The 17145-nt window shown below is 47.2% G+C and carries 13 protein-coding genes; 6 read left to right on the forward strand and 7 right to left on the reverse strand.

Going from position 1 to position 17145, the window contains the following annotated elements:
* Positions 1–19 precede the first annotated feature (19 nt).
* The 4 genes from WH96_RS16865 to WH96_RS16880 form a co-directional block, all read right to left on the reverse strand.
* On the reverse strand, positions 20–460 hold the full coding sequence (locus tag WH96_RS16865; protein WP_047765395.1) for an acetyl-CoA carboxylase biotin carboxyl carrier protein: 441 nt from the start codon (positions 458–460) through the stop codon (positions 20–22).
* Positions 460–909 carry a type II 3-dehydroquinate dehydratase gene (gene aroQ / locus WH96_RS16870; protein WP_047765396.1) on the reverse strand — a complete coding sequence of 150 codons (450 nt, stop codon included), beginning with the start codon at positions 907–909 and terminating at the stop codon, positions 460–462. The genes WH96_RS16865 and aroQ overlap by 1 nt, the downstream gene beginning before the upstream one ends.
* A gap of 162 nt (positions 910–1071) precedes the next feature.
* On the reverse strand, positions 1072–1896 hold the full coding sequence (locus WH96_RS16875; protein WP_053006077.1) for a DsbA family protein: 825 nt from the start codon (positions 1894–1896) through the stop codon (positions 1072–1074).
* 138 nt (positions 1897–2034) lie between these two features.
* Positions 2035–3399, reverse strand: a complete 1365-nt coding sequence (locus WH96_RS16880) for a M48 family metalloprotease (protein WP_053006079.1) — start codon at positions 3397–3399, stop codon at positions 2035–2037.
* A gap of 60 nt (positions 3400–3459) precedes the next feature.
* Between WH96_RS16880 and WH96_RS16885 the strand changes: the two genes are divergently transcribed.
* On the forward strand, positions 3460–5067 hold the full coding sequence (locus tag WH96_RS16885; protein ID WP_047765397.1) for a gamma-glutamyltransferase: 1608 nt from the start codon (positions 3460–3462) through the stop codon (positions 5065–5067).
* A gap of 9 nt (positions 5068–5076) precedes the next feature.
* A complete protein-coding gene (locus WH96_RS16890; RefSeq protein ID WP_047765398.1) occupies positions 5077–6219 on the forward strand; it encodes a pyridoxal phosphate-dependent aminotransferase in 1143 nt (380 codons plus the stop codon).
* Between the two features lie 83 nt (positions 6220–6302).
* On the opposite strand, the gene WH96_RS16895 is transcribed toward WH96_RS16890, so the two are convergent.
* Positions 6303–9158, reverse strand: a complete 2856-nt coding sequence (locus WH96_RS16895) for an Rne/Rng family ribonuclease (RefSeq protein ID WP_047765399.1) — start codon at positions 9156–9158, stop codon at positions 6303–6305.
* Between the two features lie 555 nt (positions 9159–9713).
* Between WH96_RS16895 and WH96_RS16900 the strand changes: the two genes are divergently transcribed.
* The 3 genes from WH96_RS16900 (at position 9714) to prfB (ending at position 14807) form a co-directional block, all read left to right on the forward strand.
* Entirely contained in the window at positions 9714–10958 is a 1245-nt protein-coding gene (locus tag WH96_RS16900) for an N-acetylmuramoyl-L-alanine amidase (protein ID WP_047765400.1), read from the forward strand.
* Between the two features lie 202 nt (positions 10959–11160).
* Positions 11161–13599, forward strand: a complete 2439-nt coding sequence (locus tag WH96_RS16905; protein WP_053006081.1) for a penicillin-binding protein 1A — start codon at positions 11161–11163, stop codon at positions 13597–13599.
* A 70-nt stretch (positions 13600–13669) separates the two neighbouring features.
* A protein-coding gene (gene prfB, locus WH96_RS16910) for a peptide chain release factor 2 (RefSeq protein WP_156176839.1) occupies positions 13670–14807 on the forward strand; the annotation gives its coding sequence in 2 pieces (ribosomal slippage) (positions 13670–13738 and positions 13740–14807; 1137 coding nt in all).
* A 246-nt stretch (positions 14808–15053) separates the two neighbouring features.
* Here the strand turns inward: prfB and WH96_RS16915 are convergent.
* A complete protein-coding gene (locus WH96_RS16915) occupies positions 15054–15344 on the reverse strand; it encodes a hypothetical protein (RefSeq protein WP_047765402.1) in 291 nt (96 codons plus the stop codon).
* A 165-nt stretch (positions 15345–15509) separates the two neighbouring features.
* Here WH96_RS16915 and WH96_RS16920 point away from each other — a divergent pair, with 165 nt between their 5' ends.
* Entirely contained in the window at positions 15510–16376 is an 867-nt protein-coding gene (locus WH96_RS16920) for a LysR family transcriptional regulator (protein ID WP_047765403.1), read from the forward strand.
* A 167-nt stretch (positions 16377–16543) separates the two neighbouring features.
* On the opposite strand, the gene WH96_RS16925 is transcribed toward WH96_RS16920, so the two are convergent.
* Positions 16544–16858, reverse strand: coding sequence for an antibiotic biosynthesis monooxygenase (locus WH96_RS16925; RefSeq protein WP_156176840.1), 315 nt, complete (start codon positions 16856–16858; stop codon positions 16544–16546).
* Between the last annotated feature and the right edge of the window lie 287 nt (positions 16859–17145).

Raw genomic sequence — 17145 nt, forward strand, 5'->3', positions numbered from 1 at the left:
AGCCTTCTTGTGTCAGCTATTATTCAATAACCATCAGTGGCTCGCCAAATTCGATTGGCTGACCGTCACTGACGAGGATCTGTTTAACAACGCCTGATTTTGGGCTAGGCAGAGGGTTCATCACCTTCATTGCTTCAAGAATAAGAAGCGTCTGTCCCTCAGTTACGCTGTCACCAACTTTCACAAAAGTCGGCGCACCTGGCTCTCCAGAGAGATATGCGGTTCCAACCATTGGCGAGGTAATGGCATTGACAGGTACGCCGCCAGTATCACTTGCTGCTGGTGCCGCTGTCGCTGGTGCGGCAACAGGTGCCGGAGCTGCTGCGTGGACGACTGTTCCGCCTCTGACCAGGCGGATACGGTGACCGTCTGCTTCGTATTCAATTTCGCTCAGGTCCGTTTCATCCAGCAAGCCGGCGAGGGTACGGATAACCTTCTCATTTACTTCAAGTTTAGACATTATAAATCTTGTTCGCTGTTTAAAACGTTAGCCATCGCATCCATAGCCAATAGATAGCCCTGACGTCCTAAGCCACAGATAACCCCAAGGGCTGCTTGTGATACATAGGATTTATGTCGAAAGTTTTCGCGGCGATGGATGTTGGAGATATGTACTTCAATAACAGGTAAATCAACACCTTTTAGTGCATCAAGTAACCCGATTGATGTATGGGTAAGTGCACCCGGATTGATGATGATACCTTCGTGCACGTCGCGTGCTTCGTGGATCCAGTCAATAAGTTGACCTTCCCAATTGGATTGCTGGCATACTAAAGAAAGCCCAAGAGCTTTGGCACGTTTGTGACAAAGCGTATTTAGGTCTTCTAAAGTTTCTGAACCATAAATTTCTGGTTCACGGCTACCCAGCAGATTTAAATTGGGTCCGTTCAAAAGCAACACTGACGGCAAAGGTTTGCACCATTCATTTCAGTTAAATGAATTGATTAGGCGTAACATAGCAGTGCTGATCGTGCAATCAATTGCGACGAAAGTTATTGCTTTTTTCTATCGATAGGACATCGGGGACAAATAACGGTTCGGTGACGGATGTCTGGACGAAATTGGCGTTAATTAACTGGCTTTCTCTGCACGAATACTCTCAATGAGTGCTTTGAATTGCTCGTAAGTGGTATTCGGAGGCACACTTGTTGTTCCAACGACAAACGCGGGTGTGCCGTTAGCGCCAATTTTCTGGGCCAACGTACGGGTGTTGAGGATTTCCTGGCCAATTTCTGGTGATTTCATATCTTCCTTAAACCGGTCAAGGTCAAGATCGAGTTCTTCGGCCAAGTCAAAAAGTCTTGCTTGGGAGAGGTCGGAAGCATTGTCCATTAGAGCAAAATGGTACTCGTTATATTTCCCCTGTTTCATGGCCGCCAAGGCCGCACGAGCAGCAATCATAGATTCAGGACTTAGGATCGGAAACTCTTTCATAACAACTTTGAGGTTTGGATCGTCTTCAACAAGCTGCTCAACGATAGATGCAGCTTTGTGGCAATAGGGGCAACGGTAATCAAAAAACTCAACCAAAACGACATCGCCGTCAGGATTACCGATATAGGGTGATGTTGGCGAGTTGTGGAGTTCTTCTACGTTGCTGACAATAGCATGTTGTTTTTGCTCTTCTTCACGTTGTGCCTGTAGTTCCTGGTATCTGGTAAGAGAGTCGATAATGACTTCAGGGTTTTTCAAAAGATACTCTTTGACGGCCTCTTCGAAGGCTTTTGTTTGTTCTTCTGTTTTTAGTGGGAAGAGTGCCGAGGTGTCTTTTGTTTCCTGTGCGTAACCAAGTGTTCCCGAGGCTAGCATGGCCGAAAGAGCAATTGTGCCTGCCAAAATTGGCTTGCGGGCTATCGTCCAACGTGGAGTTTTGTAATTATTTTTATCAGGGAACATTGGTATAAACTTTTCTTAATGACGAATAATGAAAGTGATAATGATAAAATCCTAGCGAACATGCAAAGAACTTTACTGTGAACTATGAAGATATTTAAGACTGATCTTGGAGAATTTCTCTGCTTAAATAATTTTGAACTAGTTATTCTTACGCTTTTTATCTTTGCGGTCTGCCGCGCTGTTAAGATCAGAAGCGCGCAACCATGCTGGTGATCCACTTTGTAAGAGTTCGCGGGCACGTTCGGATTGGATGACTGCTTCGGCATATTTTCCTCTGCCATAGGCGCGTTCTGCAAGTGCCAGTGACGTCATTCCTTTATCACCCCGGCGGCCATAAATAATTGCAGCCTGTCGCCAAACGCCAGGATTATTAGGTTCTTGTGCCAGGATGCTTTGAATATGCTCAAGCGCTATAGAATCTTTTTCTGGATTGTTTTCTTCGATAAGGACGCGTGCATATAGCGTTTTGATTGGTGCTGCATCCGGTGCTAGTTCAACAGCTTTTTGAAGATATGGTGTCGCTTCTTTTCCTCGGGCAAATTCAAAAAGAATCTGTCCTTTCAATTCCAGAAAATAAGGGTCGTTAGGATAATCAGTTAACAAACTATCCAGTTCGCGCAGGGCGTTATCTACATCTGTTGATCTGTAATAGGAAATAGCGCGAGCATACCTTCCTTCTTCGGACATATCTTCGGGGGGATATTTTCTGAGAACTTTCGCAGAAGATTCCAAGAAGCCGATAAGTTTGGCAACGATACGTTTGTGTAGTTGTACGATTTTCGGCGAATCGGGTTTGCCGGAATAAGGAGATTTCTGAACCTCATTATCCAGAAAATTATATCGTTGTTGAGATAGGGGGTGACTGCGTAAATAGGGGTCCTGATTTTGGCTAAGGAGAACTTCCTGCCCTCTCAATACACCCATAAAATCTCTGAGACCTTCTGCTGTTTGTCCTGTTGCTCGAAGATATTTCACAGCTGCCTGGTCAGCTGCTGCTTCTTGTTGTCGTGTGTAGCTGAGAAAATTTCGCAAGGCCAAGGATTGTCCAGCTCCGATAATGACACCGGCGGCTTCTCCTTTGCCAGTGGCGATTGCGGCACCAATTCCTAATAAATAACTGGCAATGTTTGTCACAATGGCTTTATCAACACTATCGCCTCGAAAGGCGACATGACCGCCTGAAAGATGGCCTGTTTCGTGGGCTATAACACCAATAACTTCAGAAGGAGTCTTAGCCGTTGTCAGTAGTCCAGTATTAATAAACATTCTGTTGCCCGAGGTAACAAAAGCATTAAGACTTTTGTCATTTACGATGAAAATCCTTACACTTTGCGGGCTTATACCTGCGGCCTGAAAAATTGGGGTGGAATAAATCCTCAGAGCATGCTCTGTTTCAGCGTCACGGATTAGATTCAATCCTTGAGCTTTTACTGGAAAGGTAAAAGTAACGGTGGCAATAAGAGCAATGATACGTAAAATCAGGCGGGCTGGTCGTTCATTCAACGGGCAGTTCTCACAGGTTAAAAGATTTCGTTATAGTCAATTGGGGGCAAAGCGTCAGTAATGCAAGACACCTTTTTCGGTAAAACAAAACTTCATTCAGCTATCTTAACAGTATGTTTGGGAGGAATGCTACTCTCGGCTTGTGAAACAGTGGATGAAACTGCAAAAGGAAGCCTTCAGGTTGTTGAGGGGTTTGCTGGGGTTGTGTCGGCTGATGAGCCGAGGGCTGCTCAGGTTGGGCGTGAACTACTGGGAAATGGTGCGACCGCCGCGGACACTGCTGTTGCGATGTATTTTACCATGGCGGTAACGATGCCTTCACGCGTTAGTCTCGCTGGCGGTGGTGTGTGTTCTTATTATGACAAGCAAGAAAACAAAGCCGTTGCGATGAATTTCCTCCCGAAGTCATCCACTTCTGGTGGTGTTATCCCCAAAGCACCCCGTGTGATGGCGGCAATGCACGCCAGATTCGGGGCTGTGCGTTGGCAACAATTGGTCGCATATGGCGAGAATTTGGCGCGGTTCGGGAACCCTGTTAGTCGTTCGTTTGCCTACGATCTGGCACTTGCGAATAAACGGTTAGGTGTGAATGCCGAGCTTTTGAGTAAATTTGCGCGCGAAGATGGCAAGTTACCACGCGAAGGTGACAAGCTTGTGCAACCTGAGCTATCAGGAATTCTTGGTGGCTTAAGGGCGCAGGGCGCAGGGTATTTGTATGCGGGGCCTTTGACCAGGCGCTATGCCGAAGCGTCAACTGATGCTGGTTTCCCTTTGAGCAGTGATGACGTTCGCAACTATCTCCCTGCCTTTGATGAGCCTTTGAATGTTCAGGTTAAGGATGACATTGCTCATTTTTCTGGTGATGTATCGGGAAGCGCATTGATAACAGCAAATGTATTGGGACAGTTAAACGTTAGCGGTGATTATGAGGGGGCGTCTCTGGAAGAGCGCTCTCATATGTTTGTTGAGGCGCTCAAGCGAGCTCAAGTCGTTCGGGCCGGAGTTGCTTCTGGGCAGGTTACCGCAGAGGCAACACTCGCGGAAGAGGTTCTGGAGAATGTGTCTGACAGCTACAATCCGGGCAGCGCGACGCCAATGTCGGCACTTCCTTATCAGGCTTTACCTGCCTCGGGAAACCCGTATGCGGCGGGCTTCTCTGTTATTGATAAATACAACAACTCTGTCGCCTGCAGCTTTACCTTAAATGGTTTGTTTGGTTCTGGCCGTATGGCTGAAGGGATGGGCATTGTTTTACCTGCACCGCCACGTTCATCTGCTGATGGCTTGGATACGGTTATGAGCGTTGTTGTCGCGAACGAACCGACGGCTTTCTCACGTTATTCTGGCACATCGGCAGGTGGGGCAGTAAGTGCATCTGCTTTGGGGAAAGTCATGGCGGATACATTGTTGGCGAATATTCCGCTAAAGGATGCTGAAGTTGCAGCGCGATTGCATCACAGCGGTAAGCCAGATGTCGTTTTTTATGAGCAAAAAAGTTCAGCTGAAATTGTGGAAAGTCTGAAAAGTAAAGGTCACGATGCGAGGCCTGCTCCGGAATTCGGGCGTGTTAATTCCAGCCATTGTGCAAAAAGTTTAAAATTTAACCCCGAAACCTGTAGCTCTGCTGCGGATACGCGTGGGTATGGTTTGAGCCGTTTGGCACGTTAGGACAACAATATGGCATTGAAGCTTTCAAACAGGGGGGATATTCCCCCCTTTCTTGTGATGGATGTTTTACGGGCAGCAAATGAACGTGCAGCGGCAGGTGAAAACATTCTCCACCTTTCTCTTGGTCAGCCAGCAACACCAGCACCTAGGTATGTTCTTGAGACCGTTAAATCTGCACTTGATACTGAGATGATCGGTTATACTGATGCTATGGGGATTCCCGAGTTGCGACAGGGAATAGCGGATCACTATAAACATATGTATCAACAAGAGGTCGATCCCAGACGTGTTATGGTGACGACGGGATCATCTGCTGGATTTTTATTGTCTTTTCTAGCTGCTTTTAATCCGGGTGATCGAGTTGCCTTGGCGGCTCCGGGATATCCGGCCTATAAAAATATTCTCGTCGCATTGGATATAGAGCCTGTCCTTATTGAAGTTGGCCCAAGAGAGCGTTTCCAACCGACAGCTGATTTATTGGCGGCGCAGGGTGAATTGGATGGTGTCATCATTGCCAGTCCGTCCAATCCTGCGGGTACAATGCTAAGCGAAGAGGCTTTCAAAGCGATTATTTATTATTGTTCACTGAATGATATTCGATTGATCTCAGATGAGATTTATCACGGTATTACCTATGGATCAGAAGCATCAACGGCTTTGAAATATACTGACGATGCTTTCATCATTAACTCTTTCTCCAAATATTTCTCTATGACGGGATGGAGACTGGGGTGGATGATTTTGCCCGAGGATATGTTGCGAGCAGAGGAATGCCTTGCACAAAATCTCTTTATTTCTCCGCCAACTTTATCCCAGATTGCGGGGGCGGCTGTTTTTAACTGTTACGATGTTCTTGAAGGTTATGTCGCACAATATGCCCGTAACAGAGAAATCTTGTTGAACGAGTTACCAGGGATCGGTTTTGATAACCTTGCCCCGGCTGACGGTGGATTTTACATCTACGCAGACATCAGTGAGCGTACGAATGACAGTCAGTCTTTTTGTACACGTCTGTTGAGTGAAACGGGTATTGCGGCGACACCGGGAATTGATTTTGATCCCTTTCATGGGAACCATTTTATGCGGTTCTCTTTTGCGGGATCAGAACAGACCATGCTCGAAGCAGTTAAACGCCTGAAGGATTGGCGATAGGCAGGACGTCATAAAGTTTCCTTGTAAAAAAGAAGCCCCGGTCACTGAAGTCCGGGGCTTCTTTTTTGTGTAAAGAAAATCGATTAATTGCCGGTTATACGGCTCCACCAACCTTTTTTCTTTGGACCAGATGGCTGTGCTGGTTTCGGTGCTTCAGCTTGAACTGGTGCACTTTCTACCGCAACTGCAGCAACAGGTTTGGGTTCCGGTTTGCTTTCTGTTTTCGCTACAGGTGTTTCGATCGGGATGTTTTTCACTTCAACAGACTGTTCTGGCGCCTTCTCTTTAGCCGGAGCAGGGGTCTTTCTCGGTCTGCCAACAGGACGTCCTGTTTTTGTTGCAGCTTTCGCGCGAGTTCTTGTTCTCGGCTTGGCTTTCGGCGCACTATCAGCTGAAGTTTCGGTTTCAGCTGTCGATGTGGTAGCCTCTGCGGTTTCTTCTACAGCATTTTCTGCTGTGTCGTCAGCTTTTTTCCGTGGCCGCCGCGTCGTTGTTGCTCTTTTGCGAGGTGCACGACGAGGCTTCTTTGGTGTTTCTTCATCATCGGGTGATTGGACTTCTGCTGTAGAAGTACTTTCGTCGACGCTGTCCGAATTCGAAGTAGCTTCAGCGTTTACCGTGTCTTCAGTTGAGTCGCTTTTCTGAGCTGGCGCTTCTTCTGTAGATGTATCTGCTGATACAGGTTTTCTACGGCGAGGGCTACGACGACGCTTGGGCTTCTCTTCGTCAGAAGCTTTATCGTCAGTGACTACAGTAGTGGCTGCAACAGTAGCATCTTGTGATTCGTCTGAAATCACTTCTGTCTTTTGTTCTGACACTTCACCGTCGCCAGCTTCAGACACTGTCTGATCTTCAGAACCGTCCAGTTGCTCTTCTTCGCCTTCAGGACGTCTGGTTCTTCTTCTTCCGCCACGTTTGCCACGACGGCGGCGCTTGCGGGAACGGCCATCATCATCAAATCCGTCATCCGAACCAGAAGCGTCCTGATCGCTATCGCTTTCCTGGCTTTCGTCAATAGATGATGAACTTGCATTCTCATCATTATCTGCATCCGGGAACTCTGAACGATCTTTCCGGCGACGACGACGGCGACGGCGTTTCGGGTCACCATCTTGTTTGTCATTGCGTTCTGAGCGCTCGGATCGTTCTTCATTGAGATTCCGCGTTGATTTCACCTGTGTTGATTTTACAGGTTCAGGCGGCATGATTTCTTCGACAGGACCATCGTTGTTTGCAACAAGGCGTTCCAGACGGAAGTTCGGAATAACAATGCTGTCATCTGCATTGATATCAACGGCAAAATTGTAACGCTGTTCAATTTCGATAAGACGGGAACGTTTTTGATTCAGGATATACAGCGCAACTTCGGTTGGAACGAAGAGAGCGATCTTGCCACTGCCTTTACGGATGCCGTCTTCTTCCAGAGCGCGAAGAGCGTGAAGCGCTGCAGACTCTGTTGTTCTGACTGTTCCGATCCCGTCACAGTGCGGGCAGGTCAGCGTTGAATTTTCTACGATACTTGGGCGCAAACGCTGACGAGACATTTCCAGTAAGCCAAAAGGACTGATCCGTCCCAATTGGATGCGTGCGCGGTCCGCCTGCATGGCGTCTTTCAGGCGGCGTTCGACTTCCCGGTTGTGCTTGGGGTCATCCATATCGATGAAATCAATAACCAACAACCCAGCCAAATCGCGTAGGCGTACTTGGCGGGCTACTTCATCGGCGGCTTCTTGATTGGTTTTGAAAGCTGTTTCTTCAATATGACGTTCTTTGGTCGCACGACCAGAGTTCACATCGACAGCAACCAAGGCTTCTGTTGGATTGATAACCAGATATCCGCCAGATTTAAGCTGCACAATTGGATTGTGCATGGCATCGATTTGCGTTTCCACCTGAAAGCGGTGGTACAAGGGAACCTGCATGCCTTTGTAGTGCTTAACCTTTTTAGCATGGCTCGGCATTAGGGAACGCATACAGCTTTTGGCCATTTTATAGCCGCGTTCGCCTTCAACCAGAATCTCTTCCATATCACTGGTATAGAGATCACGCATTGCCCGCTTAATGAGATTGGCTTCTTCGTAAATCAGATTAGGCGCTTCGGATTTTAGCGTATTTTCGCGAATTTCGTTCCAAAGGCGAATAAGATATTCGTAATCACGCTTGATCTCCATTTTCGTACGCTGGCTGCCAGCTGTACGAACGATCACGGCGATACCTTCGGGGATTTTCAGTTCGGAAAGAATGTCTTTTAAGCGCTTACGATCATTTGGGTTGCTGATTTTGCGACTAATCCCGCCACCTTTGTTGGTATTTGGCATTAGAACGGAATACCGCCCTGCAAGTGACAGGTAAGTCGTTAAGGCAGCACCTTTATTACCACGCTCTTCCTTGGCGACCTGAACAAGAATAACCTGACGACGCTTGATGACCTCTTGAATTTTGTAACGCTTCATAAGGTTCACGCGCGACTTTGTTTTTGCTTCAAAGTCTGATTCGTCTTCATTGATACTATCGACAGAGGTTTCTCCGGCGATTTCCTCAATGGTATCGTCTTGTTGTTTTTCTACGCTTTCAAGGGAATCTGAAGAAACATCGGCTGTATCTTCCTCTGCCTGAGGCGCAGTGTTGTTTTCGTCCTCTTCCTGAGGTTCGACTACGGCTTCTTCTTCCATAATGCTATCGCGGTCAGCAACCGGAACACGGTAGTAGTCCGGATGGATTTCGCTGAAAGGAAGGAAACCATGCCTATTCCCGCCGTATTCTACGAATGCAGCTTGGAGAGATGGTTCAACACGGGTTACGCGAGCGAGGTAGATATTTCCTTTTAGTTGTTTCTTGGATTGGGTTTCAAAATCGAAATCTTCAAGTTTGTTTTCGTTGTGCACCACAACCCGGACTTCTTCCGGGTGGGTGGCATCGATTAGCATACGCTTTGCCATTCGTGAGTAACTCCAGCGTGCGGCCTGCGCCTTTGGTAAGCCGTAACAAAGGCGGCGCACGGAACATCATTGTCGATGAATTTATATGATCAAGAGCGTTCATTACCGTTTCTTTATCCTGCGTATCCGTAGTTAAGAACGGGAACGCTCTCGCTTGGGAATCGTCTTGAATATAGAGACGATTCAATTAAGTTAAAAAGTGTTGAAGGGGTAGTTGTTTTTGTAAAACCTTGCCCCATCAGTTTGGCTTTTTGTACTTGCTTCTCAGGGCGTCTTTTATAAAGACCGAAATCTGCAGCTTCTCGCTAACAGAGCCTCCTGAGGCATCAGTACACGCTGTAAGTTGGATTGTTATTCCACTATCAGCGTAGAATTTTCTGCCTGTAGACTAACAGGAGCACTCCCTCTGTGCTAGAAGGTAATTTCACTTTTTTGGATTCATTTTAAAAATACGTGATAATAGGGTTGTTTCATGAGTATGTTTTTCGAGTAACGTACTTAGATTAAACCAAAAATAGCTTGGTATTAAACAGTGATATTTGAGATAAAGAGCGCATGAACGTTAGGTTTTTTAGCTGTACCAGATTGGTTGGAATTTTCCTGGCCTTGATTGCTCTTTTGGGAACTGTGAGCGCACAGAGCTCTGACCTGGATGCTATTCGAATCGGAAAGCACCCGGATAAAACCCGTTTTGTTATGGAATTATCCGAAGAACCAGCCTATCGAATTTTCACGCTGCCTGACCCTTATCGTATTGTTATTGATCTACCCAAGTTGAACTGGAAGGTGCCAAAGAATAAGGTTCCAAGGGCAACGGGGGCTGTTCAGGCACTCCGTTTTGGTCTTTTTGAACCGAACATCAGTCGTGTGGTTCTTGATGCCCGGTATCCTGTTTCGATTACATCAGCTTTTCTGTTGCCGCCCAAAGAAGGGCACAAACATCGTCTTGTTGTTGATATCAAAAGAATTTCAGCCACAAGATATAAATCATCAGGTGAGCAGAAGAGGCAACTTACCTCGACCAAACCTTTGAAAGCAAAGACGCAGGTTGCGGCAACGCCGGTTGCGCCTGCTCTGATCGCGCCAAAAGTTGCAAAGAAGAAAGCAAAGAAGGTTATCGTGGTTGATCCCGGGCATGGTGGTGTAGATCCCGGAGCAATTGGCGTATCAGGCATTCGAGAAAAAAATCTGGCACTGAGCTATGCCAAGAGCCTTAAGGCCGCATTGGAACGATCTGGCCGTTATCAAGTCGTCATGACGCGAAATTCCGATACCTCGCTAGCGCTTCGGCAAAGGGTTGGCATTGCCCAAAAAGCCGAAGGCGACCTGTTTATTTCCCTGCACGCCAATAAACATCCGTCCAGCAGGGTTCGGGGGTTTTCTGTCTATAGTTTGTCTGAAAACGGATCGGATAAAGAAGCCGAAGCATTGGCCGCGAAGGAAAACAAGGCCGATATTATCATTGGTTTTGATTTGAGTGAACAATCCGCAGACGTCAGTAAAATTTTAATCGATCTTGCGCAACGTGAGACCAATAATCAGGGTAAGCAGTTTGCAAATGTGTTGGTTGGCGAGATGAAGCGTGAGGCAAAGTTGCTCGGGCGCCCGCATCGTTCGGCTGGCTTTGCTGTGTTGAAATCACCGATAATTCCGTCTGTGTTGGTTGAACTGGGTTACATGTCAAACAGACAAGAAGAACGCTTGCTTAGAAGTGATCAGCATAGGGAAAAATTGGTGACGGCGATAAGCCGCGCTGTTGATCAATATTTCGGGAAACTGGAAAGTTATAACGCGCAATAACTGGTTTCTTAAGATTTTCTGGTATATTAGGTTTTTTATTATCATAACGACTAAGGCATGGCTTGCGCATAGAGGTGTTGATACTGAACTCTTGCTGCAGGACAATACTTGGCAGATGGGTTTTGGTGCTTTGCCATATGGCTGTCACAGTTATAGGGCAGGCTATAAAATTATGGCGTTAATGCTGATTGGGATTTAAGGCGTGAAGTTTCTTAAGATATTAGGCTATTTGTTTGGTCTGGGAATTGTGATGGCAATTGCTGGCGGGGGCGTTGTTATCTATGCCCTCTATGAATATGGCAAAGGCCTGCCGGAACATACTGATCTTAAAGATTACGATCCGCCGACTGTAACCCGAGTGCATGCGGGTGACGGACGTCTTATGGAAGAATACGCGAAGGAAAAGCGTATTTATGTACCCATTACGGCGGTACCGACCCGTGTTAAAGATGCATTCCTTTCTGCGGAAGATAAAGACTTCTACACTCATGGCGGATTGAACTATCTCTCTCTTGCCCGTGCGATGTTGACGAATGTTAAAAACATCGGATCGGGCAAACGTCTGATCGGGGCATCAACAATTACCCAACAGGTGGCAAAGAACTTCTTGCTTACGAACGAGGTATCCTACGAGCGTAAAATCAAAGAAGCCATTTTGACGTATCGAATTGAAAACGCCTTTGAAAAAGAGCGTATTCTTGATCTGTATCTGAACGAAATCTTTCTTGGCTACCGATCCTATGGGGTGGCTGCGGCGTCCTTGAATTATTTCAACAAATCGCTTGATGAATTGACGATTGCCGAGGCTGCTTATCTGGCTGCTTTGCCAAAAGCACCGTCCAACTACCACCCTGTACGCCGTCATGCAGCGGCACTTGCGCGCCGGAACTGGGTTATTGGTCGTATGCTTGAAAACGGCAAGATTACCGAGGCAGAGGCTGAAACAGCCTGGCAGTCCCCGCTAGAGGTGATCAAGCGTGATCAAACTGAAGTAGTTGATGCGCCTTATTTCTCTGAAGAAGTGCGTCGCGAGTTGATCGATCTTTATGGCGAAGACGGGCTTTACGAAGGCGGGCTGTCTGTTCGGACAACCCTTCAGCCGAGACTACAGAAAATTGCACAAAAGAGCTTACGGGACGGATTGATCGAATACGATCGTCGTCATGGATGGCGTGGTCCTGTTACGACCTATGATCCGGAATCGCCGGATGGATGGAAAAGGCAACTGGAAGCGATCCCCGCCCCCAAAGGGGCTAATCCCTGGAAACTCGCGGCTGTTTTGGACGTTGGTAAAAAGTCAGTTTCCATCGGCCTTGCGGATGGATTGCGCGGCACGATCCCTATGAGCGAGATGAAATGGGCACGTAAGTGGCTCAAAAATCAACGCTTTGGCGGTGTACCGAGTACGCCGGGACACGTGTTATCGCTGGGTGATGTTGTCCTTGTAGAAGGCGTTACAAAGACGCCTAAAGGAAATGACTATCCTGAAAATACCTTTGCCCTGCGGCAGATTCCAGATGTGAACGGTGGACTTATTGCCATCGACCCCCATACGGGCAGGGTTTTGGCAATGTCGGGCGGTTTTTCTTTCTCGCGCAGTTCTTTCAATCGCGCAACACAGGCGATCCGTCAGCCGGGATCGGCGATCAAACCTTTTATTTATCTCAGCGGTCTGGATAATGGCTACACGCCTGCAACACTTATACAGGATGCGCCTTTCTCGTTAGATCAGGGTGCAGGCCTTGGTAAATGGAAGCCGGGAAACTACACCAAAAAATTCTATGGGCCGACACGGATGCGGGTTGGCCTGGAAAAGTCACGTAATCTGATGACAGTTCGTCTTGCCCAGAATGTCGGCATGAACAAAATCGTCGAGTATGTGAGGCGTTTTGGTATTGAGAACGATATGAAGCCTGTGTTGTCAATGTCGTTAGGGGCCGGTGAAACGTCCTTGTTACAGATGACAACTGCCTATGCGATGCTGGTAAATGGCGGCAAGCGTATTGAACCAACTCTTGTTGATAGAATTCAAGATCGGCGCGGTAAAACAGTTTTCAGACACGATTCCCGAAACTGTTTACCCTGCGTGAGTGATGATGAGTGGAAAAACCAGCCTGTCCCAACATTGCCGGATACGCGCGAACAGATCGTTGACCCCGCGTCAGCATATCAAGTTGTGTCTATGCTCGAGGGCGTCGTGCAGCGTGGAACTGGCCGCCGGATTAAATCTATCGGCAAGCCGCTTGGTGGTAAAACAGGGACAACCAATAAAAGTTTTGATGCCTGGTTCCTTGGTTTCTCTCCTGATTTGGCTGTTGGTGCCTATGTGGGGTTTGATAATCCCAAAACACTGGGGGCCAAAGAACAGGGTGCAAGTGCGGCCGCGCCAATTTTCAAATCCTTTATGGAAGAAGCTTTGAAAGGTGCTCCTGCAACGCCTTTCCGGGTTCCGGCAGGGATAAGACTGGTTAGAATTAACGCTGAAACAGGCCGCTTGGCCGGGGTGAATGATAGCAACGTGATTGTCGAAGCTTTCAAGCCTGAAAACGTGCCATCACCTAATTTTTCCGGCGCTGGCGAAGAGAATGACAATCCTCTTTTATCTGTGACCGATGGATTGACAACCGAGGGGTTGTATTAACCCATCCTAAACAGGTAGAAGAAACCGAATTACTTATTTTAAATCTAGCTGACGAGGAGGCCGTATAAAAATGCGCGCCGAGATCGAAGCAGCGGTTAGCGATATTGAACAGTCGCTGATCCTGCTGAGGAGGCATCTTTGACTGGGATGCCGCACTTAGACGATTAGACGAACTTAATGTTCGTGCTGAAGACCCTGAACTCTGGAATGATCAGCAGCTTGCCCAAGCGCTGATGAAAGAACGTACCCATCTTGAACAGTCGATTGCGGCTGTGCGCAAGATCGAAAGCGATGTGGAAGAAGCCACATTATTGATTGAGATGGGTGAAGACGAAGGTGATCAGGGCTCTGTTGATGAGGGGGAAAACCAGATTTTCGCCCTGAAGGAACTGGCGGATAAAAAACAGCTGGAAAGCCTGTTGTCCGGTGAAGCCGATGCAAATGACTGTTATCTACAGGTCAATGCAGGTGCTGGCGGTACCGAGGCGCAGGACTGGGCCGAAATGCTTCTGCGCATGTACACACGTTGGTCCGAGCAGCATGGCTACAAGGTCGAATGGCTGGAAGAAAGCAGTGGTGAAGAAGCTGGCCTGAAGTCCGCAACGGTTATGATCAAGGGTCATAATGCCTATGGCTGGTTGAAAACCGAAGCTGGTGTGCACCGTCTTGTGCGGATTTCGCCCTATGATTCACAGGCCCGTCGTCATACATCATTCAGCTCTGCGTGGGTCTATCCTGTTATCGATGACAGCTTTGATATCGAGATTCTGGATAAGGATATTCGTGTTGATACCTTCCGTGCTTCCGGCGCGGGTGGGCAGCACGTGAACACGACTGATTCAGCGATTCGTATCGTTCACGAACCAACAGGTATCGTTGTGCAGTGTCAGAATGACCGTTCTCAGCATAAGAACCGCGCAACCGCGATGAACATGTTGAAATCGCGCTTGTTCGAACACGAAATGCAAAAACGTGAAGAAGTTGCCCAGGCGGAAGCGGATTCAAAAACCGAGATCGGTTGGGGACGGCAGATCAGGTCCTACGTTCTACAGCCATATCAAATGGTGAAAGACCTGCGTACAGGGGCAGAAACCAGCAACTCGGGTGCTGTGCTAAACGGCGATATCGATATGTTCCTCGAAGCATCTCTGGCATCCAAGCTCAAGGGCGGTACGACCGAAGGCGAGGACCACGAAGAGCTACTGTAATCAAGTTCGGGGATTGAAAATTCCGAATAACCATAAGAAAAAGCCGATAGGACTAACCCTATCGGCTTTTATTTTAGCATAATCAAACAGCAGGGTTTGTTTAGCCTGGAAGAAAGAGATCGTCGTTTAACTTAACTCTTACTCCCGATAGATCACTCTGTTTTCTCTGATGTTAAGTACAAAGCAAAAAAGTGTGATCTAATTCCTTGGTCGTACGTTGACAATTGAGTGTTGATGACAAAGCGTTTATTTCACGCGATCAGTCGGTAGGTCCCAATAGGCACGGATGCTTTCCTGATGAACCTGTTCTTTACTCAAGCCGATATCTTCTCGTTGTTCGGATGTTAGGTCTGCCAAAACGCGTCGCTCTTTCCGAACTTCAAAAGCCGTTGCAAACCAGTTACGAGTTCGGGCAAGGAGACGATTTAATAAGGTTGTCGCTTCTTTTGGGGCCGATGTGAAGACTGTGTGATCCTGAGAAAAAGAAGTTCCGCAAGCGCCGTTTGTACGTAAGGTATGACATGGTTGTTTTAGCATTTCATCCTCCATTGTAAAATGTGATGGTTTTGGTGTTTGTGATCAATGTTATTGATATATTGTCATGAATTTAGTATTATGGAAGTGAATAGTATTGATGAATATCATCACAAAAATTGATAGTGTGATTTTCGGATATCAAACGAACACGGGAAAGTCTGTAGATTGAGAAATTTTGACCTTGGAACATTACGTAGTTTTATCACTGTCAGTGAAACCGGTGGTATGACAGCGGCGGCGAACAAACTGCATATGACGCAATCGACCATTAGCATGCAGATTAAGCGATTGGAAGAAAGCGTTGGTCTGCCTTTGCTGGATCGTAATAGCGGGCGGGGCATCCGGCCAACGGCAGAGGGTGACCAGTTACTTGGCTATGCCCGGTCCATGCTGGACCTGAACGATGAAATTTGGGGCAGGTTGACAGCTCCAAAGTACGAGGGGACGATTTGCCTTGGCGTGCCGGGCGATGTGATAAGGCCACATATCCCAAATGTTCTTAAACAGTTCAACCGGGACTTCCCCCGGGTGCAGGTCAAACTAAAAACTGCGGGATCAATTGATCTGGCGGCTGAAATTGAACATGGCCAACAAGACCTCATTCTAACAACAGAGGTCTATGACAAAGACCAGAAGCTACCCTCTAATGGAGAACTATTAGCTGTACAGCCTTTGTTATGGACGGGTGCGGTAAAGGGACATGCTTGGATGGCACGTCCGCTACCCGTTGCCATGGTGCGCGGGTGTGCCTTTCGACGATCTATGATTGATGCACTGGAACAGGCTGGTATTCCTTGGCTGGACGCAGTCGATACCGACAGCGAAGATTCCACCTCGGTCGCCGTCGCCGCAGACTTCGCGGTGCGCCCCGAACTCCCAACCTTCAGCGACCCTGGCATCGAAGAAATCGACCATCGCGGCGAGCTACCAACTCTCCCCCGATGCAGCATCAACATGTACCTCGCAGACGGCCCGAACAAAGCCCTGGCAGAAGAGCTGGCGATCTATATCCGCGGCGCTTTTCGAGGGTAGGAGAAATAGTAGCTATTGATTAACCTCAATCAGCCAAGTTGTTATCACGAGATAAAATAACGGTAAGGGTTAATACTAAGTGTTTTTGCCTGTGCTATATAATGTTTATTTTTGGCTGGAAGATTCTGTTTTACGACCCAGGCGTGAAAAATACATCGTTCAATTAATCAGGAAACGTGAACTGCTACCTCATAATGTATAACGACATCATCAAAGCTCTCCAAAGCGGCGACTGCTCCCGGCTCTATGACAGCAAGGGATGGGTTTTCACCAGCAAATGCTTTTACTGCGTCCATAGATTTCCAGCGAGATATTACCGTATATTCGATTTTGCCCTCAAATTCTCTTGATAAAAGATCAGCTGATAGAAAACCATCTACTTTCTGAATTGCGGGTATAACGTTTTGAACAAAATGTGCAGGATACATTTGAGCTTTGTTTTGGGTGGATAAGCCACTCCATTTTCTAAAAATATGAGTCACATTGAATCTCTTTCGTAATACTCTAAAAATAACAACGTATTTCGATAACTCATTTGTTTATGTTATCGGTTGGATTATTTTAAAATATATAATATACAATTGTATGAGGTCAATCAATTGGAGCTTAAAAAGAGTGCAAGGCGCATGTTATGCTAATACTTTAAGCTAATTATGATCTTATTGGGCTTTTCTGAATCTTGAAAAACTGCTTTTAAAGATGAGTACTATCTTGATAATGCTCCACAACAAACCCCATTGGAGAGCCTGTGTTCGCTTGTGGCACAAAT

The sequence above is a fragment of the Kiloniella spongiae genome, from assembly GCF_001026905.1.
Lineage (GTDB): Bacteria > Pseudomonadota > Alphaproteobacteria > Kiloniellales > Kiloniellaceae > Kiloniella > Kiloniella spongiae.